Below are 24,199 nucleotides of genomic sequence, written 5' to 3'. Positions count from 1 at the left end.
GCCTCCGTGCCCACGCGCATGACCCTTCCCGCAAAAACGTGTTACTTTTCTTGCGCATGGCGACAGAGCCCGTGGACTACAGCCGATTCCCCATCCTGGTCGTGGACGACGAACGCGACAACCTCGACGCGTTTCGCTTCAACTTCCAGCGCATGTTCAACCTTCACTTGGCCGAGGGGGGGGAAGCCGCGCTGGCGTTGGCCAAGGCCCACGACATCGCCGTGGTCGTCACGGACCAGCGCATGCCCCACATGACGGGACTCGAGCTGCTGCGAGCCATTCGCGGCGTGCGCCCCGACGCGGTGGGGATCATCATGACGGCGTTCACCGACGTGGAAGTGTTGGTGGAGGCCATCAACCTCGGCCACATCTACCGCTACGTCACGAAGCCCTGGGATCGTGAGGAGCTGCGCGGCATTGTTCGCCAGGCCATCGAGCGGTTTTTCCTTCTCCGCGACAACGCCCGGCTGCAGCAGCAGCTCGCGCAGTACGCAGGCCTGCTCTCGCAAGAGGCCCACGGGGCGTTCAACTTCGGTGAGATCGTGGGGGATTCTGCGCCGCTGCAGGATGTGCTCAAGCGCGTGGCCCAGGTGGCGCCCACGAACTCCACGGTGCTCTTGCGCGGCGAAACCGGCACGGGCAAGGAGATGGTGGCGCGGGCCATCCACATCAACAGCACCCGGGAAAGCCGCCCCTTCGTGCGCGTCAACTGCGCGGCGCTCGCGGCGGGGGTGCTCGAGTCGGAGCTGTTCGGACACGAAAAGGGCGCCTTCACGGGCGCGGTGGCCCGGCGGCCGGGGCGCTTCGAGTTGGCCGATGGCGGCACGTTGTTCCTGGACGAGGTGGGCGATCTGCCCCTCGAGGTGCAGGTCAAGCTGCTGCGCGTGCTGCAAGAGCGCGAGTTCGAGCGGGTGGGAGGCGTCGAGACGGTGCGCGTGGACGTGCGGGTCATCTCGGCCACACACCGCAACCTCGAGCAGATGATCGCCGACGGCACCTTCCGCGAAGACCTCTATTACCGCCTGAACGTGTTTTCCATCACCCTGCCTCCCTTGCGCGCGCGGCTGCAGGATCTGCCGGCCCTGTGTGAGCACTTCATCGGCAAGTTCTCGAAATCCACCGGCAAGCAGCTCCTGGGGATCGCCCCCGACGCTTTGGCGCTGCTCGGGGGCTACCCCTGGCCGGGGAACGTGCGCGAGCTCGAGAACGTGATCGAGCGCGCGCTCATCTTGGCCCAAGGCAGCGAGGTCACCGCCAGCGATCTCGATTTCGGGCGGCGGCTGATCGCCGGAGCCACCGAGGCGGCGTTCGCCCCGGCAGCCATACCCCGCCCCGCCCCGCCTGCCCCCCCCGCAGGCAACGCCCCCAGCGGAAGCGGTGGCCGCTCGCTCAGCAAGCGCCTCTCCGAGCAAGAGCGCAGCGAAATCGTGGCGGCTGTCGAACAAGCCCAGGGCAACATCGCCCACGCGGCACGGGCGCTCGGGATCAACCGATCCACGCTTTACTACCGCATGCGCAAACACGGCCTCGAACACTTGCTGCCCACCACCCGGGACGAGAGCAGCGAGGACGGCGCGGCGGCCGAGCTGCCCGGCTGAGCGCGGCTTTTTGAGTGTCGCCCCCCCGACCGTCGCGCTAGGATTGCAAAAGCATGAAGTTTCTCTTCGTGATGGACCCTTTGGCGCGCATCCAGATCGAGGGCGACACCACGTTCGCCATGATGATCGAAGCGCAATCGCGTGGGCACGAGATCTGGTTCTGTGAACCCTCTCATCTCGGGCTCGAGCACGAGCGCGCCGTGGGCGCCGCCTGGCCCGCCACCGTGAGACGTCACAAGGGCGACCATTACCTGCTCGGGCCGCAGACCACGCAGCCGCTTGCGGGCTTCGACGCGGTCTTCATGCGCAAGGATCCCCCCTTCGACCTGGATTACTACTTCGCCACGTTGATCCTGGAACGGGCCCGCGAGAGCACCTTGGTGCTCAACGATCCGCGCGGGCTGCGCGAGGCGAACGAAAAGCTCTCCGTGCTGCAGTTCCCGAAGCTCACGGCGCCCATGATCGTGACGCGCGAGGTGGCACGCCTGCGCGCTTTCCTGCAAGAGCAAGGCGGCGAGATGGTCATCAAGCCCCTCGACGCGTCCGGGGGCTTTGGCGTGTTTCACGTGCGCCAGGGCGATCCGAACACGGGCTCGATCCTCGAGCAGGCCACCAACCTGGGCCGGCGATGGACGGTGGCGCAGAAGTACCTACCCGAGGTGCGCGAAGGAGACAAGCGCATCCTGCTCGTCGAGGGGGAACCCCTGTGCGCCGTGCTCCGCGTGCCGGCCCCCGACGAAGCGCGCGGGAACCTGCACGTGGGCGCCAAGCCAAAGGCCACGGAGCTGTCAGAAAAGGATCGCGCCATCGTCGATGTGGTCGGTCCTCGTCTGCGCGACGCGGGCTTTTTCCTCGTGGGGCTCGACGTCATCGGCGGCTACCTGACCGAGATCAACGTGACGAGTCCCACCGGCATTCTGGAGGCGAACGTGCTTTACGGCGAGCGCTTCGAGGCCAAGCTGATCGACAAGCTGGAAGACAAGGTCAACGCCCGCAGGGCCAGCCCAAGCTGAAGGCCGGCGCGGCTGGGCTCAACGCACCTCGAGCGAAGCCACCGCGCTTTCGGGCGCGTTTTTGGGCTCCCGCATGGGCGGCCCAAGCAAGATGGCGATGGGGCGCAGGTCGCTGCTCGCCTCCAGCAAGATCTTGACCACCATGGTCATGGGCAGCGCCAAGATCATGCCGAACGGGCCCCACACCCACGCCCAGAACACCAAAGACAAGATCACCACCAACGGCGAGAGGCCCAGGCGCTCGCCCATGATCCGGGGCTCGAGGACGTTCGAGATGCCGAGGTTCACCACCAGGTAGCCCAAGGTCACCATCGCCGCGTGGCCCGTACCAAACTCGAGCAGCGCCAAGGCGATGGGCGGGATCGCCGCGATGATCGATCCCACCGTGGGCACGAAGTTAAACAGGAAAGCAACCAGCGCCCACACGAAGGGAAAGTCGATCCCCAGCGCGAGATCGAGCGCCCCCACGAGCACCCCTGTGAGCACGCTCATGGCCGCCTTGATGTTTAGATAGCGGTAGACCTGATCGCTGATGAGGTCGAGCCCCGTGTTCTGGCCATAGGCGGCCTTGAGCTTGCTGCCGAAGGTGTGGGCCTCGAAGAGAATGAAGAACACGATGAACAGCACCAAGAAGGTGTTGGTAAAGAGGCTGAGCAGGCCCTGCGCGGCCGAGCTCGCCAGCTCCATCACGCCGTTCGAGGTGCCTCCAGCGGGCGCCCAGATATAGTCCGGCAGATCCATGTGCCGCGCCTCGAGCCAGCTGCGCATGCCCAGGATCAGATCCCAGATACGCACCTGGTAGGTGCTGAGGGAGGCGATGAAGTTCCGCAGCGACGCCGCCACGAACCCTGTCGCGGCGATCAAGGCCAACGTGACCACCGCCATCACGAGCATGATGGCCACGGCCTTGGGCGCGCCCCAGCGCTCGAGGCGGCGCGTGAAGGGCAAACAAGCCAGCGACACCAACGCTGCCGCCAGCACCGGCAAAACCAGCGACGACGCCGCCTTCAGCCCGGCGATCACCAGCACCAAAAAGGCCAGCGTGCGCAGCGCACTGGCACCCAGCGCCTGCGGGCTTCGATCGGAGGGGGGAGGGGGCGGAGCCACGGCCCTGGCAGGGTAGCATCGAAGAGCGCCGCTCGGGCCCTCCCCCCCGGTCGAGCGCGCGCCGGGCGCCGGGGCAGGCCACGGCCGGAGGGCACAGCGCCGGGGGCGTTCCCGCCGCTCTTTTTGTTTGCGCCGGCGACGGGCCAGGACTAAATGGCTGGCTCCCGGGGCGCGCCGGCACCCCTTCCACCTTCAGAAAAGGATACGAAGCATGAGCTCCCTCCCTCAGGCCCTCTCGCTCGAAGGCCGCGTGGCCGTCGTCATCGGCGGAACGAGCGGCATTGGTCGCGCCATGGTCGACGGATTCGTTGCCGCAGGCGCTGACGTCGTGGCCACCTCGCGCCGCGCAGACGAGGTGGGGAAGACCGCCGAGGCCATCCGCAGCGCGGGCCGCAAGACGGTGGCCCTGACCTCGGACGTGACCCAAAAGGAGTCCCTGCAAACCCTGCACGACGAGGTCATCGCGTCGCTTGGCAAGGTGGACATCCTGGTGAACTGTGCCGGCCGCACCAAGCGCACGCCCACCTTGGAGGTGTCCGAGGACGAGTGGAACGCGATCATGGACACGAACGTCACGGGCACCTTGCGCGCCTGCCAGGTGTTCGGTCGCTCGATGCTGGAGCGCCGCTACGGGCGCATCATCAACATCGCCTCGCTCACGAGCTACGTGGCACTCCACGAGGTGGCCGCCTATGGCGCGAGCAAGTCCGCCGTCATGTCGCTCACGAAGTCCCTCGCGGTCGAGTGGGCCCCCCGCGGCGTCAACGTCAACGCAATCGCGCCCGGCGTGTTCCGCACGGACCTGAACGCGGCGCTGCTCGACGGAACGCCCCGCGGCGCCGAGCTCAAGATGCGCACGCCGATGCAGCGCTTCGGACAGCTCGGTGAACTGGCGGGCTGTGCCGTGTTCCTGGCCTCCGAGGCCGCGAGCTTCATCACCGGCCAGACCTTCCCGGTCGACGGCGGCTTCCTCGCCAGCGGCGTCAACCAATAGCGTCGCGGGCCCCTCCGGGCTCCGGGGCCAGACCCGGAGCCGAGGAGCACACTCTGCATGGGCGCCCCCAGGGCGCTTCGCCTCCAGCCTGCGGACCTCGTCTTGCAGAGCACCCGCGCAGCCCCGATGAGCGTTGCGCCAGCGCAACGCTCAGGACGGGGGCAGCCGAGGGGCGCCTGGCCTCAAAGCCCCCAAAAAGCCACAAAACTGAAGTGATCACAAGTGTTTACCTGTTTTTTGCCACGCGAAAGAAACATCCTGGGAACACGAGCTTCGCTCTTGTAACCTGTCGGCCTTTTGTAACATTCGAGGCTCCGCAACGGATCGGGCGGTAACGAACGCGCCGCAGCGTGGACTTTGTAGGCTTTTTCACTATATTTCGGCGCGTCACAGGACATCGGGAAACGGCAAGCGAGGACGAACTTTGACTGGGTTAGGGAAGGTCTTCGTCACCGGAGGCAGTGGTTTCATTGGCTCCCGGGTCGTGCGGGCCCTGGTTCACCAGGGCATCGTTCCGCGTTGCCTGCTTCGCAAATCGTCGGATGTCTCGCGCATCGCGGACCTGCCCTTCGAGCGGGCAGAGGGCGATGTGCGCGACGGGCAAGCCGTGCGCGACGGCTTCGCGGGATGCGACGGCGCCATCCACCTGGCGAGCCTGTCGAACTGGAACGACATCGACTCGCCGCTGATGGACGAAGTGGTCAAGGGCGGCACCCGCAACGTGCTCGAAGCGGCCCGGACCACCGGCAACAAAAAGGTGGTGTTCGTATCGTCCGCCACCGCCATCAACGGCTCCGAAGAGCCCCAGGTCTTCGACGAGGCTTCGGCATTCACGCTCGACGACCGCAAGCTCTCTTACGCCCGCCACAAGCGGGACGCCGAACGGATGTGCCTGGAAAGCGGTGTGCCCGTGGTCATCGTGAACCCGGCCGAGGTGTACGGCCCCGGCGACACGGCGTTCATCACGGCCGGCAACCTGGTTGATTTCGCGAAGAGCTCGCCTGTCGTGGTGTGTGACGGCGGCACGTCCGTGGTGCACGTGGACGACGTGGCCTTGGGCATCGTGCGCGCCCTCGAGCGGGGCCGTCCGGGCGAACGCTACATCCTGGCGGGCGAAAACCTGACCGTGCGCCAGCTGGCCGAGCTGACCCTCGAGCTGGTAGGCCGAAAGCCTTCGATCATGAAGCTGCCGAAAAGTGTCATCCGCAGCGTGGCCAGCGCAGCCTCGTTCGCGCACATCCCGCTTCCCTTCAACCCGAAGGTCATCCCGTACGCCACGCGGTACTGGTTCGTCGACAACAAAAAGGCCCGCGCCGAGCTTGGCGTGGTCTTTCGGTCGGCACGGGACACTCTGGCACCCACGGTCGCTTGGCTGCGGGAGGCAGGGCATATCGCGTGAGCGCCCCTGGCCACAAACGCCCGCACGATGCCATTGCCATCGTGGGCATGGGGTGCCGCTTTCCCGGCTCTCCCAACCTGCCCGCCTTCTGGCGGACCGTGCGCGACGGGCGCGTGTGGTCGGCGCCCATCCCGCGATCGCGGTGGAACCACGATCTCTTCTACAGCGACAAGCTGGGCGCGCGGGACCCCAACAAGACATACGTCAACCGCCTCTGCATGGTGGACGACCCCGGACAGTTCGCGCCCGATGCCTTCGGCATCACGCCCCGGCGGGCTCGCATCATGGACCCTCAGCAACGGCTCTTCCTCGACGCCGTGAGGGCCGCGATCGAGGACGCGGGCTATGCGCGCCGGCCCTTGCCGCGGGACCGCGTGGGCACGTACGTGGGCGCCACGGTCTCGGATTTCATGGACCTCGTCACCGTCCGCATGCGCGCCACCCTGATGGCCGGCGGCGAGTTTGGCCAAGGCCTTGCGCCCACCGATGCGTACAAGGCCCTCACCAAAGACGTGGTGCCGCTACAGGCCTATACGGTCGTGGGCTCGTTGCTCAACATGGTCGCGGCCAACGTGAGCCAGTGCTTCGACTTCGGCGGCCCTGCCTTCACCACGGACGCGGCTTGCTCTTCGGCCCTCGTGGCCCTGCACGAAGCCGTGCTGCACTTGCGACACGGCCTCACGGACGCGGCCCTCGTGGGCGGCGTGTACATGGTCCTCTCGCCCGACAACGTGCTTGGCTTCGCGCGGATCGGCGCCGTTTCGGCGTCGAACGCCTGCCGCCCCTTCGATCTGCGCGCCGATGGGTTCGTGGTGGGCGAGGGCGTGGGCGCCGTGATGCTCAAGCGTCTCGACGACGCGCTCGCGAGCGGTGATCACGTCTACGCCGTGATTCGCGGCGTGGGGATCAACAACGACGGCAAAGGTGAAGGCCCGATGACCCCTCGCAAAGAGGGTCAGCTGGCGGTGCTGGATCGGGCCTACGCCGACGCAGGCGTGGACCCGCGCACCGTGGACTTGCTCGAGGCCCATGGCACCGCGACGCCGGTGGGCGATGCCACCGAAGTGGCTGCGCTCGCGGCCTTTCGGGGCGCAACCCCCGATCACCTCTGCGCCCTCAGTTCGGTGAAGGCCAACGTGGGGCACTCGATGAGTGCCGCGGGCATCGTGGGGCTGATTCGCGCGGCGCTGTCCGTCGACCGGCGTGAGATCACGCCTCACGCCGCGTACGGACAGTCTCGCCCCGAGCTGGCTTTGGCCGAACGCGGCTTCGTGGTGCCAGATCGCACGACGGCGTGGGCGGCACCTGCCCGCCACCCCCGGCGCGCGGGCGTGAACTCGTTCGGCTTCGGCGGTACCAACGTGCACGTCGTGCTCGAGGAAGCACCGCCGCCGCATACGGACCGTGCCGTGTCCGTACAGGTGCCCGGGGCGGCAGGGTCGGCCGACAGGGTGCGGACGCAAGACCTGCCCCCTCGTCCTCATGCGGAGCCGGTTTCCACGTTGTTCCTGGTCTCGGCACCCACGGGTGCTTTGCTGGCCCAGCACGCTCGCGACCTTCGCCAAAGCTTGCTCGACGCGCCCGGCACCGAGCCGGCGCGGGTGGCCTACACACTCAGCTTGAGGAAGCCCGCGGCTGTGCGCGCCGCCTTCGTCGCGCGCACCCGCGACGAGCTGCTCGAAGCGCTGGCCCAGATCACCACGGGAGCCGCCGCTCCCGATGCACCCACCGACGGCCGCCTCCACCTGGGCGAAGCCCCGGCCGAGGCCCCCCAGGTGGCCTTTCTCTTTCCGGGCCAAGGGGCACAGGCACCTGACCTGGCCCGGGATCTCTACGACCGCTTCCCCGCGTTCCGCGAGGCGCTCGAAGCCCTCGGGGGGGGCACCCAGGTGGACGGCCGCTCGCTGCTTTCCTACCTCTATCCTCGCAACGGCGCGCGCGAACGCGCGATGACCGAGCTCACGCGCACAGAGGTGTGCCAGCCGATCATGGCCGCGCTCGGGCTCGCCACCGCCGCGTTCCTGCGCGAGCTGGGAGTGGTGCCCATGGCGGTGGCTGGCCACTCGCTGGGTGAGTTCGCGGCCGCGGCCGACGCGGGTCTGCTGCCGCCGGGCGCGGCGGTGGCGCTGGTGGCGGCGCGGGGGCAACACATCGCTGGCCTGTCTCTCGAAGATCGAGGCGCCATGGCGGCGATCGCGGCCGACGTGAACACCGTGACGGCGGGGCTCGAAGGCCTCGCGGGCGTGGGCGTGGCGAACGTCAATCACCCCCGTCAAACGGTCATCGCCGGCACCACGGCCGCCGTACGGGCCGCCCAGCTTCGCTTCGACGTCCAGGGCACGAAGTCACGGACGCTCTCGGTGTCCCATGCCTTCCACTCGCCCCTCATGGAGGGCTTGCGGCCCCGCTTCACGAAAGATCTGGCAGCGCTCACGTTCAGCGCCCCGCACACCACGCTGGTGTCCGCCGTGAGCGAGCAGCCCTACCCCACGGAGCCCGAAGCCCTCCGGCAGCTGTGGGCCGACCACGGCACCCGCTCGGTCGACTTCGTGACGGCCGTGCATCGGCTGGCCGCGCAGGGGGCCAAGGTGTTCGTGCAGGTGGGCGCCGGCAGCGCGCTCGCCAGCATGGCGCGTGCGACGCTGGCCTCTGCGGAGCGCCCGCACCTGTGCCTTCCGGCCACGGGCGGGGCCACGGATGAAACGGAAATTTTGCTCGACACCCTGGCGCGGCTCTTCGTGGCAGGCATCGATCTGCGGGCCGAAGCGCTCTTCGCGGCTCACGGATTTTCCCCCGCCACGCTGCCAGCTTCGGTGCTAGAGACTCGCCACTTGTGGCCGGTGAAGAAAGAGGAAGGCCAACCCGTCTTGAGGGTGGACCAAACCGAGCCACGGGAGCCCGCACCGATGTCGAATAGCCAGGCAAGACAAGGCGCCTCTTCGCCCGAAGAGACGTCGTCCCCCCAGCGCCTCGAACAGCCCGCGTCCGAAGGCTTGTCGGCTTTGTTCCGGGACCAAATGGCGGTCCTCGAATCCCACGTGGCCATCATCCGCCAGCAAAACGAACTTTTGCTGAGACGGGGTCTTTCCGAAAGCGCCCTTCCGCACCTTCAGGTCACGTCCCCGCCGCGGGCGGAGGCCGTGCCGGTTTCACTCCAGGCCGCGCCCACGGCAGCGGGGCAAACGGGGCCTTCGGTCAGCGCACCCGCCCCTGTGGCAGAGATGTCCCCGGCTGCCTCGGCCGGCACCGAGACCCTCTCCTTGGCTGAGGCAGAGGCCGCGTGCGTGGCCGCCGCGGCTCGCATCACCGCCAGCCCCCTCGGAAGCTTGTCGGGACAAACTCGCCTCGGGGCGGACCTCGGCTTCGACTCGCTCATGGTCGTCGAGCTCATCTCGGCGCTCACCGAAGCGTTCCCGGGCCTCGAGCTGCCCCGCTCGGCCTTTGCGGGTGACGTCACTCTGACCCAGCTCGCGCGCCAGGTCGTACAGATCCTGACCGACAAGGCACGCGCCGCCACGCGCCCCGCGCGGCAAACCGCCCTTCGGCACGTGCCGTCGTGGCAGCCGGCTGAGCTGCCCCCCGCCACGAGTGGCCCGCTCGACGATGCCCCCGTCGTGGTGCTGGTCGGCGAAGACGCTTCGGCTCTGCCTTTAGCCGAGGCCCTCGCCCGCGCGGCAGAAGCCAGTGGCCGCATCGTGCGCACCCTACACACCCCGCAGCTCGAGGCCGCCGAAGCTTCGGTCGCGAGGGGGGCCCATCTTTTCGACCTGCGCTTCCTGTCCGTGAGTGGAACTGCGAGCGCCCGGTCGGCCGTCAGCGACGCCGAGGACCTCGTGGGACCGGCCCTGGCGGCGCTCGTGACGGCCCGGTCGCTCGAAGCCGCTAAACCCGCATCGTGGCGTCTCGTGCGCAGCGGGCTTGGCGCGGGAACGCTCGACGGCTTTGCCAAGGCGCTCGCGGCAGAGTGGGAACACACACCGGTCTGCACGCTCGAGATCGAAAAAGCGCTCCTGAACGCACCCGGGACCGTGGCGGCGCTGCTCCTGGCAGAGCTGCAGGCAGGCGCGCTCGACCCCGACGTGCGCCTCACGGCCGACGCCCAGGGCCTTCCCGCCCGCTTCGCCGCCGCGCTCGTACCTTCACCTGAACCTCTCAGTCCGCAGGGGCCTGCCCTCGGCCAGGTGACACTCGTTTCGGGAGGCGCCCACGGTCTCGGCGCCAAGATCGCCCGCGCGCTCGTCAGCCAAGCCGGCGCCCGCGTGGCGCTGCTGGGACGCAGGCCCGCCTCCGATCCGAAAGTTACGGCTTTCGTCGCCGAGCTCGAAGCCCTGGGCGGCCAAGCGCTCTATCTGGCCTGCGACGTGCGCGACCCAAGCGCCGTGGCTGCGGCCGTGCAGCAGGTGGCCTCCCACCTTGGACCCGTAGAGCTCGTGGTGCACGCGGCCGGTGTGGCGCACGATGCTCCCGTGGCCGCCAAGAGCGCCACGGAGGCGGGTGAGGTGCTGCGCACGAAGCTCGTGGGCGCCCAGAACCTCTGGCTCGCTTGCCAGCACCAACCGCTCACCTCGTTCGTGGCCCTGGGCTCCTGGGCGGGGCGCTTCGGCAACACGCACCAAACCGATTACGCCGCGGCGAATGCGGGTCTGGCCCCCTTGCTCGCAGGCTTTCACGTCGCGCGGCCCGCGGTGCGCACGACGGTGCTCGAGCTACCACCCTGGGAAGGCGGGGGCCTCGTCGAGGCTCTGTCCGAGCCGGCCCGCAAAGCGCTCGCGGCCCGTGTCCGGTTTTTGAGCGACGCCGAAGGCTTGCCCGCGGTGCTCGAGGCCCTGGCAGCCCGCGGTGACAGCGGCGCGCTCGTGCTGGGGGCCGCACCCACAGGCGCCCGACAGCGGCGCAGCTTCGTTCGGACCGTGAGCGTCGACAGCCCGGGCTACCTGGCCCACCACGTGATCGCCGCGCGGCCGGTGCTGCCCCTGGCCGGCGCCGTGGATTGGATGGTGGAGGCTGCGCGGGCCCACGGTCACGGGGCGCCGCTCGACCTGAGCCACATCACCGTGGTGGAGGGCGTGGTCCTGGAAGGCCCCACCGCCACCTTGCAGGTGTCTCTCGATGCCCGTCCTGGTGACGACGGCGCCAGCCTTTCGGTGGTGCGGCTCGATCACCGTCCGCGCGTGGGCTTCCGCGCCCAGCTGGCCCTACCAGCGCCCGCTCTGGCGCCCGTGGTGGTGGATCGGGGCCTCGCCGCTGCAGAGCTCTCGATCGCGCAGTTTTACGCGGAGGGCACCTTCCACGGTCCTGCGCTTCAGGCGATCACCCAGGTGCAGGGGCTCGGCGCCACCAGCATCGTGGGGCAGGTCAAGGCGTTACCGGTCGAGGGCGGCAGCCCGCTCGTGGCGGCGCTCGACGGCGTGCTTCAGCTCTTCGGGTTTTGGTCGGCGGCCCGCCTGCGCCGCGGCGGCTTGCCGCTGTCCCTCGCGCAGTTCGCGCTCCACCGCATGCCCGAGGGCCACGAGACCCTCACCGTGCATGCCGTGGCGAAGAGCAGCGACGGCGGGCGCTTGCACGGGGATGCGGACGTCCGCGACGCCGCAGGCGCGCTGGTCATGCAGCTGCGGGGCTTCGAGGCGGAGCCCCGGGAGATCGCCCTCGGCACCTCGGCCGCACGGCCCTCGGCGCCCAGCAACGGACACACCAACGGCCACGGCAAGGCGACCAACGGCCACGGCCACGCCGTCCAGGCCCCGGCCGCCCTGGTGGTGCCGAGCGCGCACCACCGCATCGAAGAGTTCCCCGAGGTCAAGGACCTCGAGCAGCGCATGGCGATGGCCAAAGCCATGGGCATCGCCATTCCCTACTTCCGCTCGCACGAGGGCGTCAACGCCGCCACGGCCACCATCGACGGCCAGGCCCTCATCAATTACTCCTCGTACAACTACCTCGGTTTTTCGGGCCACCCCGAGGTCACGCGCGCCGCGAAGGAGGCGCTGGACCGTTACGGCTCTTCCGTTTCGGCAAGCCGCATCGCCTCGGGCCAGAGGCCCCTGCACAGCGATCTCGAGGCGGAGCTTGCGCGCCTTTTGGGTTGTGAGGACGCCATCGTGATGGTGGGCGGTCACGCCACGAACGTCTCCGTGCTCGGCCACCTCCTCGGCCCGGAGGACTTCGTGGTCCATGACAGCCTCGCCCACGACAGCATCCTGGGCGGGGTGAAGCTCTCGGGCGCGCGACGCCGGCCGTTCCCCCACAACGACGTGGCCGCGCTGGAGCGGATCCTGCGCGACACGCGCGGCGGCGTGCGACGGGCCCTGATCGCGGTGGAGGGCGTTTACAGCATGGATGGCGACATCGCGCCCCTCGCCGAGATCATCGAGCTCAAGCAGCGCTACGGTGCGCTCCTCCTGGTCGACGAGGCTCACTCGGTCGGCGTTCTGGGCGCAACCGGCCGGGGCGTGGGAGAGCACTTCGACGTCGACCGCAGCCAGGTCGACCTCTGGATGGGCACGCTGTCGAAGTCGTTTGCCAGCTGCGGTGGCTACATCGCCGGATCACACCGGCTGGTGCAGTACCTCCGCTATACGGTTCCGGGTTTCGTCTACAGCGTCGGCATCTCGCCGCCGAACGCGGCCGCAGCGCTGGCCGCGATCCGCTTGATGGAGCAACACCCCGAGCTGGTGACGGGCCTGCGCGAGAAGTCACGCACTTTCCTCGAGCTGCTCCGTGCCCGCGGCCTCGACACCGGCCCCTCGGAGGGCTCTGCGGTGATTCCCTGCGTGGTGGGCAATTCCTACATCTGCTTGCAGCTCTCGCAGGCCCTGCTCGCGCGGGGGATCAACGTGCAGCCCATCCTCTACCCCGCGGTCGAGGAGAACCAGGCCCGCTTGCGCTTCTTCATCTCGGTCACCCACACCGACGAGCAGCTGCGGACCACGGCGGACATCCTTGCCGAAGAGCTGCACCGCCTCATGCCACCGACCCCAGCACGGCCGGCCGCCGGTGTGCCGAGCGCCCTGCCGTCCGGATCACAGCCATGATGCCCTCGAGCGCTCCCCCCGAGCCCACCGCCGCTCATCCCAGCAGCCTGGGCGGAGCTCCGGAGCGCACCGACCTCCAGAACCCCACGGGCCGCCCGCTGCCCAAGGTGCACAAGGGCAGCACGCGCATGTTCGAGACAGAGCTGCTCGAGACCTTCTCCCGCGTGCACCCCGCCACGCCGGCAATCCTGTACGGACCGGTGGTGGTGATTTCGTTTGCCTTGGCCCTCACCCGCGGCGGCTATTCGTGGGCAGGGGCGCTCGGCGCTCTGCTGGCGGGCTATGTGGGGTGGACGGTGCTGGAATACTGGCTACACCGGCTGTTCTTCCACCTCACCGTGAGAGGCCCCAAGACCAAACGCGTCTACTTCATCGTGCACGGGGTGCACCACGATTACCCCTGGGACACGAGCCGCCTCGTGATCCCTCCGGGGGCCAGCCTCATTCTGGCGGCGATCTTCTACGGGCTCTTCCGGCTCGTTTTCGGGCCCACGGGGCTTTATCCCTTTTTCGGGGGGTTCGTGGGGGGCTACGTCATCTACGACACCACCCACTGGTATCTGCACGCCCGGGTGCCCCGTACGCGCTTTGGCCGCTGGCTGCGCCGGGAGCACATGGTTCATCACTTCAAGGCGCCCACCACGCGCTTTGGTGTGAGCTGCCCGTGGATGGACCACGTGTTCCGCACCACGGGGCGGCCCGAGACACCCTGACCCGGAAGCGTACATGCCCCTCTTCCGACGCTGCGACGGCGAGCTCGTCAAGACGGAAACCCCCGTACGTACGATCTTGCCGTACGTGATGCGGGGCCGGAACGAGAGCGCGATTTACCACGAAGAGAGCTACGACATCACGAAGACCCGCACCTGGCTGCGTGACTTCAACCGCGCCCGCCCCGAGCGGCTGCCCGCCGGGCTGTTTCATCTCTTCATCTGGGCGTGCGCCCAGGGCCTTCACAAGCGCCCCGAGCTCAACCGTTTCGTCTCGGGGGCGCGGCTCTATCGGCGCAAGGGCGTGTTCATCTCCTTCGCGGCGAAAAAGGCGTTCAAGGACGACGCCCCCCTCGTCACCATCAAGCTCGATTTTCCGCCGGTCGAGCCCTTCGCCGCGTGCGTGGATCGCATCAACGCGGCCATCATGGAAGGCCGCGGCCCGAGGAGCTCCACGGTGGACAAAGAGCTGGCGTTGGCCATGGCGCTGCCCGGCTGGCTGCTGTCGGGTCTGATGCGGTTGCTCCGCTGGCTGGACACACTCAACCTCAAGCCGCGGTTCATGATCGAAGGCGATCCCCTCTACACCAGCATGTTCGCGGCGAACCTCGGCTCGGTGGGCCTCGATCGCACCTACCACCATCTTTACGAAGAGGGCACCGCCAGCCTGTTCGCGGTGCTGGGCAGCCCCCGGCGCGAAACCACCTTCGACCGCAAAAACCAGCCGGTGAGCCGCGACATCCTGGAGGCCCGCTGGACCCTCGACGAGCGGGTGGCGGATGGGTTTTATTGCGCCGCCAGCTTGAAGATCGCCCGACGCATCATGGAAGATCCGGTCGCGCATATCGGAATCCCCGCGGCCGCGGCGGGCGTGCCCGAGACCGGCGCTTTGCCCACGAGCTCCGCAACGACGGCCGCCGCGCCGCCAACGCCGCAGTTGTGATAGCCTGAGCTTCGTTTTCACGGCCGCCGTCGCTCCTGAGGCGTTCCGTGCCGTTCGGTCACCCCCCGGCTCAGGCAGTTGCAATGCTGATGCGAAGGCTCCTGGTACCCGTCGTTTTTGCCCCCGCGTTCTTCGTGCCCCCGGGTGAGGCGCTGGCCGCGGTACCTGCCGCCCTGCTGTGCACCGAAACGAAGCGCGTTGATTGTTTCCAGGACGAGATCTTCGTGGTGGATGGGGCCGCCACCTACCAGCTCGAGGAGACGGGTGGAACCATCATCCAGAAGCCGCTGGCTGAAAACTGTTTCGAAGAGAGGTTGACGGACAAACCACGGCCCGTGTGTGAGGGTCTTGCCGAGCGCGAGGTCTATAACCGCGTCACCCAGATCCTGCGCGAAGCCGGGGTGAGGGCCACGTGGGATACGATGGCCATCTTCGGCGCGGGTTTTCCCCGCGAACGCCGGCCCGATGGCAGCGGCGGGGGCGTGGGCCCCTGGTTCTTCAGGGTCAACCGCATCAACGAGGTGGACGGCATCGGCATCCCCCGAGGCGCCCGCGGCAGCGAGCCTTTCGTGGGCTACATTGCGGCCGGCAGCACCACCAACTTCGGCGTGTTCATCACCCCCGAAGTTCCCCCGCCCACGGGACTTGCAAAGTGGCCCGATCCCGATCCCGCAGGGGTTCCCGGCTACGCCTTCAGCTACCCCGAGTGCAACGCAGACGCCGTCTGTTACCGGGACTTTCACAACGGCTACCAGGCCCTCGCGTCGGCCGTCGCCCAGATGTTCGGGCCGCAGGTCGAGGGCCTCGACGATCGTATCCTGCGCAGGCTCGAGCAAGCGGGTCCACTCGCCCCTGGCCAAACCATTCCGCGACGGACCGGGCTCTTCGACCTGTCCAGCTTCAAGTCGACGCCCACGGGGGGCGAGCCTGGGTATGTCTGGAATTCGCTGCTGAACTTCGAGACCTCACTCATGGGCGGCAACCGCTGGCGCCTCAACGGCGATGGCACGGCCCAAACCACCCTTCCGAGTCCCTTCTGGGCGGCCTCACCGCCCTACCAGGGCGAATCGTTGTCGCGCTTTCACCCCATCGAGCTTTACCTGATGGGTCTTCTTCCCGCGGCTGAGCTCGATCCGATTCCAGATTACTCGTTCAAAAACGAAGACGGCAAGGACACGGTCAACCCGCTCACGGCGAGGCTCGACGAGCTCTTCGGGTTCTCGTTCGCGGGCGCCATCACCCGCTTCGGGCAGCTGTCCGACGTGGCCGTGCAGCTGCGCGACACCGACGACGGCACCGAAACCGGCACCCGCATCACCGACAGCGACCGCCTCTTCGACCCCGTGCGATCGATCCTGGGACAAGAAGGCGGCCGCGACCCGGACTTCAGCGTGGCGCCCCACACCCACCGGCAGATGTGGGTGGTGGTGACAAAGCCGAACGCACCTTCCGAGTCCGCGCAGCAGCTCGCGTACATGCAGCGCTGGCGCCGCGCCTGGAACGCGTACTACTACATGCTCACGAGCTACCGGGGGCGCATGGTCACCACGGCCGACGCCAGCTTCGACGATTCGCCCTACTGGGAGTTCGGCCAGCCGCTCGACGACGCGCGCACCTTCGTGCCCACAGGCGGCTTGCAGGTCCAATTCCCCGGCCCCTTGGCGACGCCGGGCGAGCCCGCCATCAACAGCTTCGCACGGGTCCTGCAAACACCCGGGGCCACGGGAGCGCTGCAGTTTTCCCCCCATGAAAACCAGCTCCCGCTGCGCATCAAGGGCAAGCTGGACACACCGGGCGCGATCAACGCCCTGGCGGTGCGCCTACGCCTGCCGACCGATGGTCCCCCCCGCGCCGAGGCCCTCCTGCAGCTGCCGGGCGGCGTTGCCATCCGCCTGCCCTCGGAGCCGTCGAGCTTCCTCATCCCCGATGGCCGCTGGCACACCTATTCCGCCGATCTGTCGAAGGTCCCGGGCTACGCCGGCAATGACTTCGATGGCTTCACCTTCGTGCCGTCGACGGCGCCCGCGTTCGACGTGGACATCGAGTTCATTCGCTTCGGGTTCGTCGACCCCGAAAAGCTCGGCGATACGGATGCCGCCTGCAACGGCGCGCCTCAGCCTGACGGGTTCATCGACACCGAGGACAACTGCCCCGAGCACTACAACCCCTTGCAGGAAGACGCCGATCGCAACGGGGTGGGCGACGCCTGCCAGGACGTCGACCAAGACGGCACCGCCAACATCTGCGACAACTGCCCCACCCGCACGAACTCGCGTCAGCGGGATCGGGACAATGACGGCCTCGGCGACGCGTGCGACAGCGACCCCGGCGGCAGCTGCTTCCTCCAGCCTGAATCGCTGGCCGGCCGCGCTCCGGGCAGCGCTCTCTTACCTGGCCTCGTGGGCCTTGGGCTGAGCGTGAGCCTGTTCAGGCGGCGAAGGCGGCGCGGGGAAAAAAGCGGCGCGTGACCAGCCGCTCGACGAGGCAGCCCACCACCGCGTAGAGGGCACCTACGCCCACGTCGAGGATGTAGTGGTGTTGCAGGTAGACCGCGGAGAAGCACACCAAGCAGAAGAACGCGAAGGTGGCGATGGTCAGCCACCGCTTGCCAAGTTCGCGGGCGTAGAAGAACACGATGAGCGGGTAGGCGGCGTGCAGCGACGGGATGGCGCCGAACACCGAGGCCCCACGCGCGTAAAAGTGCTGAAAGTAGGGAATGCCCGTGAGTTCGTCCCACCTGAGGGCGGCGGCCGCGTGGGGAGGGGTGGTTAGATCCACAGGCCCAAAGCCGTGCAGCTCGACATACCAGGGAGGGGCCGCCGGGTAGATGTAGTAGGTGGCAAAGCCCATGAGGTTTACTCCCAGGAACACCCACCCAAAGCGCGCCAACAAGCGCCGTCCGTCTGAAGTGCGGCGAAAGACAGCCAAATAAAGCCCAAAGCCCATCGCCTCGTAGAGATAGGCGATGTAGGCCAGGCCCGTCACGAAGTCGAGCCAGGGCGCGTGGTGCAGCCGAAAGAACTCGTTCGGGGTCAACGTTCCCCCTGCGCTCGAGATCCCGAACAGCGCCTTGTCGAAGGCATAGGGCTCTTTGACGTGCACGGTGACCAGCTCGAGAAGCGGCTTCAAGAGCCGCGACAAATCGAACACCACCCCCAAGATGACGAAGGGCAAAATGCCCAGCAGGAAGCGCCGGCTGCCCGGGCTGTAGACGAGGGCGAAAAGCACGAGCAGGCATACCCCCACCTGCTCGGGCCGGATGCCGAAGGTGGCAGCGGCCACCACCAGGAAGAGGACGATACCTGCCAGGGTGCCCCCAAGGGCGGCGCGCGGCGTGGCCCGCACCCTCTCGCTGAGCCAGCTCATGCCAGGCACTCTCGGGCGGGCGCGACTTCGAGGCGAAGGGGCGCGGGCGTCTTCCGGCCAAAGGCGTCTAAGTCATTGATTTTGCTACGCCCACGTTTCACGTGCCCCCAGCCTACCGCAGAGCCCAAAGTTGGCCAGCGAGCTGCGCACCTTACCGGCCCGGAGGGGGCGCTCAGCCTCCGCCTTCGGGCCCGGGGCGCACCGGGCGTGCGGGAAAGCGCGTCTCGGCGTCGATGCGTGCGAGCGCTTCGCCAAAGGGCACCCCCGCCTTCCTGAGGCGGAGCAACGACGTGAGCCTTTCGTCGTGGGCCACCCGCTCGTAGACCTCCTGCTGGGCTGCCAGCAGGTGCTCGGTTTGCCGCTCGGACTCGGCGAGGGCTAGCTCCATCTTGAGCGCGCGCACGCGCCGTTTTTCCTTCATTCGGGCCAGCGCCTGCTGGGCCTTGTCGAGCGCCTCGGGGCCGCGGCTTTGCGGCGGAAGGCTGGCTCGCTCGCGGCAGACGCATCGTGGGCATCCGCAATCACGGGTGTGGGTGACACCATCCGACTCGCATCGCGGGAACGTTAGCTGCAGGGCAACCGCATGGGCCATGTGCACACTCCTTCCACGATCTTTCCTCGACCACCCCCTTACATCCCTACACGCCAAGTCTAACGCACGCGCGCCCCGAGGCCAGCGCCCCTGTGGACAAGGCTGGGGACAACTCGGCCCCCGGCGTCACCCCCTGCGTTCGACCGTCCACAAATCTCGCCCCGAAGCGCGCGGACGATCGAGCCGCATCGCCAATCCTCTGGCGGTGTGCGGCTACTCACGGCGACGTCCCCACCCAGAAATCGCTGAGCAGTTCAGCCTGTTGCAGCACCGTGTTCGTCGCGGCCTCCTGCTTGTCGGGCGGGTAGCCGTACTTTCGCAGGATACGCTTCACGATCACGCGAAGCTTCGCGCGGACCGATTCCTTCACGGTCCAGTCGATGGTGACGTTCTGCTTCACGGTGTCGACCCCGCCATCTTCTTGATGGCGAGGCCTTCGCGCGCAACCGTGGGATTCAGCCGCGCGAGCGCGTCGCGCAGGCGGCCGTCGAGCACGACGTCGGCGTAGGTCTGCCGCTCCTGGCCGGGCTCACCGGACGCGATCGAGGGGCCTGCCGTGATCGTGTATCCAAGCGCCTCGAACCACGCGAGGGTTGCTTGCTCGACGACAGATTCGGTGAAGGCGGTCACTTCGTGCCCTTTCTGATCGCAGCGAGGCGGGCCTTGCCTGCATCGGTGAGTCGATACTTTTGCAAGCGGCTATTCGGCTTGTCGGGGATAGTCATCTCGACGAGGCCGGCTTCAAGCGCAGGAAGGAGGTACGCCTTGCGAAAGTGCTCATCGTTTTTCAGGCCGAGTGCCGTCCGAAGTTCGCGCCGGGTCGTCTCCCCAGTGAGCACGGCGAGCAGACGAGTGACTTCCGTGGTGACTTCCGTGGTGACTTCCGTGGTGACTTCCGTGGTGACTTCCGTGGCCGCCGGGTTCGTGGCTCGCGCGTCGTCGGGCACTTGCCACTTCCACTCCACTCGAAAACCACCCTCGGTGGCGACGGTCGGCTCGGGCGCGCCTGCTTCCTGGCACGCATCGCGGATCATTTCATAACCCCGCCCCCAGGCCTCAATGAGCCCGGCGCGAAAAAACGTGTTCGCGATGTCGGGATTCGGGGGCTGTGAGTCGTGTGTTCTCAGAAGCGTTTCTGCCGTCCATGTTGGCGGCAGCTCGCCTGCGTTCGAGATTCGGAGCCCGTCACGGTACACGCGGATCTGGATCGGTGCGCCAACGCTGTAGTCCTTGTGGATCAAGGCATTCAGCACCGCCTCGCGCAGCGCCTCGCGCGGAATGGGGAACGTCTCGAGGCGACCGAGCCCGCGGTAGCTGATCCACGCCACCATGTACTTCGTCAGAAGAAGCTCAACGGTCTTGTCCATCTGCGTGAACAGGTCGCCGTGCACCTCATCGTGATAGGCGAGGTCGCTCTCGCTACGGAACATGCCGATCTTCACGTAGGCACCGGTGACCCAGCGTTCGGGATCTTCGTGAAAGAGCAAGAGGGCAGCACGCTTGAGCATTCCGGTCTCGGTCAGCCGTAGTTTCTCGACGAGCTCCGCGCGACTCAGCGCAAGCGCCCCAGCAGGCAGTCGATTGCTGCTACGGGCGTAGCCCTTGAAGCGCTTGAAGGCCTCGGCACTCAGGTTCTTGACTGCAATGTTGGGCACAGGCGCCCCATCCCAGGTGCGGCCAAACTTGCGCAGCAGGAACGTCGAGAGCGCGTTGCCCGTGAGCTGCTGCTTCGTGCTTCCGGAACGGAAGTGGTACTCCCCCTTGTAGCTGATGGGCGGCAGCGAGGGCGCTACGTCGATCTCGACGAGCGTCTTGCCGTTCTTGGCCACGGTGCGCACCGGCACCACGAGGCCGAGGGTGTCGCGGATCTTGTTGGGCAGATCGACCAGCAGGCGATCTGCGTCACCTGCACCGACAGGCTCGCCCTTGTCGTTCATCCCGATGATGAGCGTACCGCCGTCGGCGTTGGCGAAGCCGCAGAGCCACTTCAGGTACTCGTCGCGCCACGACTCCTTCCACTCGACGAGGTGCGTCTCGCCGTTCTTGCGCTTGGGGCTCATGGGGCGGGCTCCCCATGCCACTTGGCAATCCCGCTGACGGTGGACTGGGACAGCGTCATGCCTTCTTCCCCTTGCGCGGGAGCTTTCTCGGCTTGGCACCTTCACCAAGCTGCTTGGCCTCTTCGACAACGCGGTCGAAGTCACTCCGGAAGAGGCGGTCTTGCACGATCCGGTACTTCTCGAACTCGCTCTCGGCGTGCACCTTCGCGATCTCGGCGGTCACCTTGCCGGAGTCGGAGAGAACCGCGTAGTCCGTCGCGTCGAGGAAGCGGTTCAGCCGGGTCTCCCAGTCCTGCATCGTCATGGGTATCTTGCGACGCGCCATGTTCTCGGCGATGTCGAGGTAGGCGCTGACGAGGCGAGAGAGCTGTTCGAGCTCTTCCTGGTTCAGGTAGCTCTTCGCGACCACTACATCGAACCTCTGGATCTTCCCGAGCGGAGCGTCTGACCAGGTGTACAGGCCCATGTGCTCTTTGGAAGCGTCGGCGCGGTCCACGATGACTTCCGCAGCGGTCTGCCCGTGGAGGGCCCAGTGGAGCTTGTTCTGCACCGTGGCGAAGAAGCGCTTCGTAGCCTGAGCGGTCACGTCGTAGTCGATGGCCGTCGCGTAGATGTCGGTGACCTTCTGGTAAAACTTGCGATCCGAAAGACGAATCTCGCGGATGCGTTGGAGCTGCTCCTCGAAGTACTGCTCGGTAAGGACGGAGCCGCCGCGTTTGAGGCGCTCGTCGTCCACCGCGTAGCCCTTGATCGTGAACTCCTCAACGATGCCGGTTGCCCACTTGCGAAACTGCACCGCGCGCTCGGAGTTGACCTTGTAACCAACGGCGATGATGCCCGAGAGGTTGTAGTGCTTGGTGTCGCAGGTCTTGCCGTCGGGCCCAGTTGTTCGAAAATTTCTAATAACTGACTCGGCTTCGAGCTCGCTGTCCTCGAAGACCTTTTTCAAGTGGTAGTTGATGGTCGGGATCTCCACGTCGTAGAGCTGGGCCATCATCTTCTGGCTGAGCCAGACGTTCTCGTCGGCATAGACCGCCTCGACCCCGCCGTCGCCGGTCGCGCTAACGAAGGTCAGGTACTCGGCGGCCGAGGAACGGACGATGGACGCGGGGGCGGGGGTCTTTTTGCGGGTCATGGGGCCCCTGAGGCCGGAATGTTGAGCGAACGCCAAAATAGGCAAGGACACAAATGGATCTCGCGCAAGCGGCCATCGAGGACAACGACGGGCTCCGTGAAGACGGTCACCGCGCGCCCTTTCTGATCGCGGTGAGGCGTGCCTTGCCTGCATCGGTGAGTCGATACTTTTGCAAGCGGCTGTTCGGCTTGTCGGGGATGGTCATCTCAGCATGCCCTTCTCAATCAATCGGAGGCGCTCGATGAGCTCGGCGAGTTGCAGCTGCGTGAGCCAAATCGTGTCGCCCTTGAAGCGACACTCGATGCGCGTCCGCCCATCGTCAGTCTGGAAAAGGACCAGCTCCCCCTTGGGCGCTTCGGAGGGGGTCATCGCGCCGCCCCCGCCTTCCACGAGGCGGACAAACGCCCCCGCTCGCGCTGTACTAGGTATCCGCGATTTAGACTGGACGGGCCACCGCTGAACGATCTTCATCTCGTTAGGCATAAGAGAACTTCAGGCTGGGCAGCGCATAGCGGCGGCATCAGAATCCTAGGCTGGCGATTGTATGCCACGGCGTGGCACAGGCTCAACGAGTCGCTGCATCTGTTTCCGTTTTGCGTCCTGGCGCCCCCGCGGCTGCGACCAGTCGAGCATGCTTCAGGCGAGCCGGGGAAGACAAGGTCTGACGAATCCTCAGCCTGTGCTGAACGCAGTCACACAGCCGTCGACCTTCACAAGACGCGAACCCTTGAATAGGCGTGCACTCTGCAGCAATCCAGGAGGGAGCGGAGGCGTGGCTTTGGCTAATTCTGCGCGCGAGCGCCGCCCGCCACCTCCCATGCGAGCCCGAAGTCGGGAGCCCCGGGCCCCTCAGCCGCCCCTGCCTGTTCGATCCATACGTGACCTGCCCCGGCGTCTGCCCATGCCTTCAGCACGTGCAGATCGCCCGAAGATCCGGCGCTCTCTACGTCGATCCGGTAGTGGTACGTCCGACCGCCGGCCTTACGTGACTTCGGAAACCCTTCCGCTGGCTGGCCAGGCCGAAGTTCGACGTCTACTTCCTCGGGGTTACGACGCTCTTGAGACCCGCGCATCGTGATCCGGAAGCCGGCTGCCGTTTCAGCCGCCTGCTGCTTGTCGTTGATGAGTAGGCTCAGACCATTGCTATGGCGCACCACTGTCGCCGTCATGGGGTTTGCCTTGTTCGCCGCTTTCGAGCACGCAAGAAGAAGGAAGAACGTCAGGAGCCAGCCTGCTGATGGCTTCAAAAGGAGTTTCAAAACACACCACTCCTCATGTCCCAAGCCGATCCAGGTGTCTCCATCACCCGACGTGCGCCAGCGCCCCTGTGGACAAGGCTGGGGACAACTCGGCCCCCAGCCCTCGTTCGCGCGCGATCAGAAGAGGTAGGCGACGCTCGAGCCGACGAAGAAGGCGTTGTGAAAGCCCGCTTCGAGCAGACGAAACTCGAGCCCGGGCACCTCGGGCAAGCGCAGGTTGAAGCCACCAAGCACGTTGACGATGGGCAACGCGCCCGGCACGGAGCTCTCCTTGAACCTGTGCGGTCTTAACGGACCCTCATCGCGCTCCCCCTCGGAGCCGGCCAGCTCGGCTTCAGTGCAGGTCTCGCCGTTGCACACGAGGGGCTTGCACTGCGTTTCGTCGCCCACGTTTTCGGACGTGCAGCCCGCCGCCGACGTGCGCAGCACCTTGCCCGTCACGATCCCGAGACCCAGGCCCGCACCGTAGTAGACGCCCAGGTATTCGTTGATCCACGCGTTCCACACGAAAGATACGTCGAGGCTGATGAGCGACATGTTCTTCACCTGGACGTAATCCGTATCTTGGGCGAGATCCTTACCTCGCCCGAGCCAGTTGCCGTCGGGAGGCGACATGTTCTGGTAGCCAAGTCCCAGCGCGATGTCGAAGTTGTCCTTGCGGCGGAAGGCCTCCACCAGGAAGCCCGCCGTGTGCAGCGGTACGTTTTCCTTCGTGAACAGGTCCAAAAACCAGCTGGGCACGGTGACATAGCGCCCCCGCACCGACATACCGAACTGCTGCGCGTAAGGTGAACTCTCGGGCACTGCCGTGAGCGTTTCCGGCTCTTGCGCCCAAGCGGGCGGCGCGACGATGCCCGCCGCGAGACCAAAAACCAAGGCCGACCGGCCCACTGTGCGCCATCCCGTGCGAATCGACGTAAGCATCCTGCTGCCTCCTGAGACCGGCGGCACTATATCACCGCGCGTCGACAGGAAAACGCTCTCGATCGTGT

General features: G+C 66.9%; 18 protein-coding genes. 8 read left to right on the top strand and 10 right to left on the bottom strand.

Translation table 11 applies throughout. The features are described from left to right. The first annotated feature begins 56 nt into the window (after positions 1 to 56). Both KA712_14560 and gshB read left to right on the top strand, forming a co-directional pair. Positions 57 to 1,598 (top strand): sigma-54 dependent transcriptional regulator, encoded by a 1,542-nt coding sequence (locus KA712_14560; GenBank protein MCG5054183.1) that lies wholly within the window; start codon positions 57 to 59, stop codon positions 1,596 to 1,598. A 53-nt stretch (positions 1,599 to 1,651) separates the two neighbouring features. Then, the gene (gene gshB / locus KA712_14555) at positions 1,652 to 2,611 is read left to right on the top strand and encodes a glutathione synthase (protein MCG5054182.1); all 960 of its coding nucleotides are present in this window, start codon (positions 1,652 to 1,654) and stop codon (positions 2,609 to 2,611) included. Positions 2,612 to 2,629: 18 nt separating this feature from the next. Here gshB and KA712_14550 read toward each other — a convergent pair whose 3' ends face one another. Then, positions 2,630 to 3,718 carry an AI-2E family transporter gene (locus KA712_14550; GenBank protein ID MCG5054181.1) on the bottom strand — a complete coding sequence of 363 codons (1,089 nt, stop codon included), beginning with the start codon at positions 3,716 to 3,718 and terminating at the stop codon, positions 2,630 to 2,632. Between the two features lie 211 nt (positions 3,719 to 3,929). On the opposite strand from KA712_14550, the gene KA712_14545 reads away from it, so the two are divergent. The 6 genes from KA712_14545 (at position 3,930) to KA712_14520 (ending at position 17,263) form a co-directional block, all read left to right on the top strand. Next, positions 3,930 to 4,712: a glucose 1-dehydrogenase gene (locus KA712_14545; GenBank protein ID MCG5054180.1), complete on the top strand. Its 783-nt coding sequence runs from the start codon at positions 3,930 to 3,932 to the stop codon at positions 4,710 to 4,712. Between the two features lie 424 nt (positions 4,713 to 5,136). After that, positions 5,137 to 6,111, top strand: coding sequence for an NAD-dependent epimerase/dehydratase family protein (locus KA712_14540; GenBank protein MCG5054179.1), 975 nt, complete (start codon positions 5,137 to 5,139; stop codon positions 6,109 to 6,111). Beyond that, positions 6,108 to 13,142, top strand: a complete 7,035-nt coding sequence (locus KA712_14535) for an aminotransferase class I/II-fold pyridoxal phosphate-dependent enzyme (protein MCG5054178.1) — start codon at positions 6,108 to 6,110, stop codon at positions 13,140 to 13,142. The genes KA712_14540 and KA712_14535 overlap by 4 nt, the downstream gene beginning before the upstream one ends. Then, complete coding sequence (locus KA712_14530) at positions 13,139 to 13,855, top strand: sterol desaturase family protein (protein MCG5054177.1); 717 nt, start codon at positions 13,139 to 13,141, stop codon at positions 13,853 to 13,855. Before KA712_14535 ends, KA712_14530 begins: the two co-directional genes overlap by 4 nt. A gap of 13 nt (positions 13,856 to 13,868) precedes the next feature. Beyond that, complete coding sequence (locus KA712_14525) at positions 13,869 to 14,795, top strand: hypothetical protein (protein ID MCG5054176.1); 927 nt, start codon at positions 13,869 to 13,871, stop codon at positions 14,793 to 14,795. 83 nt (positions 14,796 to 14,878) lie between these two features. Next, positions 14,879 to 17,263, top strand: a complete 2,385-nt coding sequence (locus KA712_14520) for a thrombospondin type 3 repeat-containing protein (GenBank protein ID MCG5054175.1) — start codon at positions 14,879 to 14,881, stop codon at positions 17,261 to 17,263. On the opposite strand, the gene KA712_14515 is transcribed toward KA712_14520, so the two are convergent. The 9 genes from KA712_14515 to KA712_14475 form a co-directional block, all read right to left on the bottom strand. Then, positions 17,223 to 18,161 (bottom strand): phosphatase PAP2 family protein, encoded by a 939-nt coding sequence (locus KA712_14515; GenBank protein ID MCG5054174.1) that lies wholly within the window; start codon positions 18,159 to 18,161, stop codon positions 17,223 to 17,225. The two genes, KA712_14520 and KA712_14515, sit on opposite strands and share 41 nt — an antisense overlap. Before the next feature lie 172 nt (positions 18,162 to 18,333). Continuing rightward, positions 18,334 to 18,582, bottom strand: coding sequence for a hypothetical protein (locus KA712_14510; GenBank protein ID MCG5054173.1), 249 nt, complete (start codon positions 18,580 to 18,582; stop codon positions 18,334 to 18,336). Positions 18,583 to 18,970: 388 nt separating this feature from the next. After that, complete coding sequence (locus tag KA712_14505) at positions 18,971 to 19,153, bottom strand: DUF3387 domain-containing protein (GenBank protein ID MCG5054172.1); 183 nt, start codon at positions 19,151 to 19,153, stop codon at positions 18,971 to 18,973. Continuing rightward, complete coding sequence (locus KA712_14500; protein ID MCG5054171.1) at positions 19,150 to 19,383, bottom strand: hypothetical protein; 234 nt, start codon at positions 19,381 to 19,383, stop codon at positions 19,150 to 19,152. Before KA712_14500 ends, KA712_14505 begins: the two co-directional genes overlap by 4 nt. Beyond that, a complete protein-coding gene (locus KA712_14495; GenBank protein MCG5054170.1) occupies positions 19,380 to 20,813 on the bottom strand; it encodes a putative DNA binding domain-containing protein in 1,434 nt (477 codons plus the stop codon). Before KA712_14495 ends, KA712_14500 begins: the two co-directional genes overlap by 4 nt. 55 nt (positions 20,814 to 20,868) lie before the next feature. Further along, the gene (locus KA712_14490; protein MCG5054169.1) at positions 20,869 to 21,948 is read right to left on the bottom strand and encodes a virulence RhuM family protein; all 1,080 of its coding nucleotides are present in this window, start codon (positions 21,946 to 21,948) and stop codon (positions 20,869 to 20,871) included. 201 nt (positions 21,949 to 22,149) lie between these two features. After that, positions 22,150 to 22,317 (bottom strand): hypothetical protein, encoded by a 168-nt coding sequence (locus KA712_14485; GenBank protein ID MCG5054168.1) that lies wholly within the window; start codon positions 22,315 to 22,317, stop codon positions 22,150 to 22,152. Between the two features lie 413 nt (positions 22,318 to 22,730). Further along, positions 22,731 to 23,117 carry a Tsi3 family protein gene (locus tag KA712_14480; protein ID MCG5054167.1) on the bottom strand — a complete coding sequence of 129 codons (387 nt, stop codon included), beginning with the start codon at positions 23,115 to 23,117 and terminating at the stop codon, positions 22,731 to 22,733. Between the two features lie 207 nt (positions 23,118 to 23,324). Further along, the gene (locus KA712_14475; GenBank protein ID MCG5054166.1) at positions 23,325 to 24,131 is read right to left on the bottom strand and encodes a hypothetical protein; all 807 of its coding nucleotides are present in this window, start codon (positions 24,129 to 24,131) and stop codon (positions 23,325 to 23,327) included. Positions 24,132 to 24,199 lie beyond the last annotated feature (68 nt).

The organism is Myxococcales bacterium (genome assembly GCA_022184915.1).
Taxonomy (GTDB): domain Bacteria; phylum Myxococcota_A; class Polyangia; order Fen-1088; family Fen-1088; genus JAGTJU01.
The sequence above is the reverse complement of the archived record's forward strand: the minus strand, read 5'-3'. Positions and strand labels throughout refer to the sequence as shown.

Coding starts and splice junctions, on each gene's coding strand:
- KA712_14560 (MCG5054183.1), top strand. CDS start 57: ATGGCGACAGAGCCCGTGGACTACAGCCGATTCCCCATCCTGGTCGTG.
- gshB (MCG5054182.1), top strand. CDS start 1,652: ATGAAGTTTCTCTTCGTGATGGACCCTTTGGCGCGCATCCAGATCGAG.
- KA712_14545 (MCG5054180.1), top strand. CDS start 3,930: ATGAGCTCCCTCCCTCAGGCCCTCTCGCTCGAAGGCCGCGTGGCCGTC.
- KA712_14530 (MCG5054177.1), top strand. CDS start 13,139: ATGATGCCCTCGAGCGCTCCCCCCGAGCCCACCGCCGCTCATCCCAGC.
- KA712_14525 (MCG5054176.1), top strand. CDS start 13,869: ATGCCCCTCTTCCGACGCTGCGACGGCGAGCTCGTCAAGACGGAAACC.
- KA712_14520 (MCG5054175.1), top strand. CDS start 14,879: ATGCTGATGCGAAGGCTCCTGGTACCCGTCGTTTTTGCCCCCGCGTTC.
- KA712_14515 (MCG5054174.1), bottom strand. CDS start 18,161: ATGAGCTGGCTCAGCGAGAGGGTGCGGGCCACGCCGCGCGCCGCCCTT.
- KA712_14510 (MCG5054173.1), bottom strand. CDS start 18,582: ATGAAGGAAAAACGGCGCGTGCGCGCGCTCAAGATGGAGCTAGCCCTC.
- KA712_14495 (MCG5054170.1), bottom strand. CDS start 20,813: ATGAGCCCCAAGCGCAAGAACGGCGAGACGCACCTCGTCGAGTGGAAG.
- KA712_14490 (MCG5054169.1), bottom strand. CDS start 21,948: ATGACCCGCAAAAAGACCCCCGCCCCCGCGTCCATCGTCCGTTCCTCG.
- KA712_14485 (MCG5054168.1), bottom strand. CDS start 22,317: ATGACCCCCTCCGAAGCGCCCAAGGGGGAGCTGGTCCTTTTCCAGACT.
- KA712_14480 (MCG5054167.1), bottom strand. CDS start 23,117: ATGACGGCGACAGTGGTGCGCCATAGCAATGGTCTGAGCCTACTCATC.
- KA712_14475 (MCG5054166.1), bottom strand. CDS start 24,131: ATGCTTACGTCGATTCGCACGGGATGGCGCACAGTGGGCCGGTCGGCC.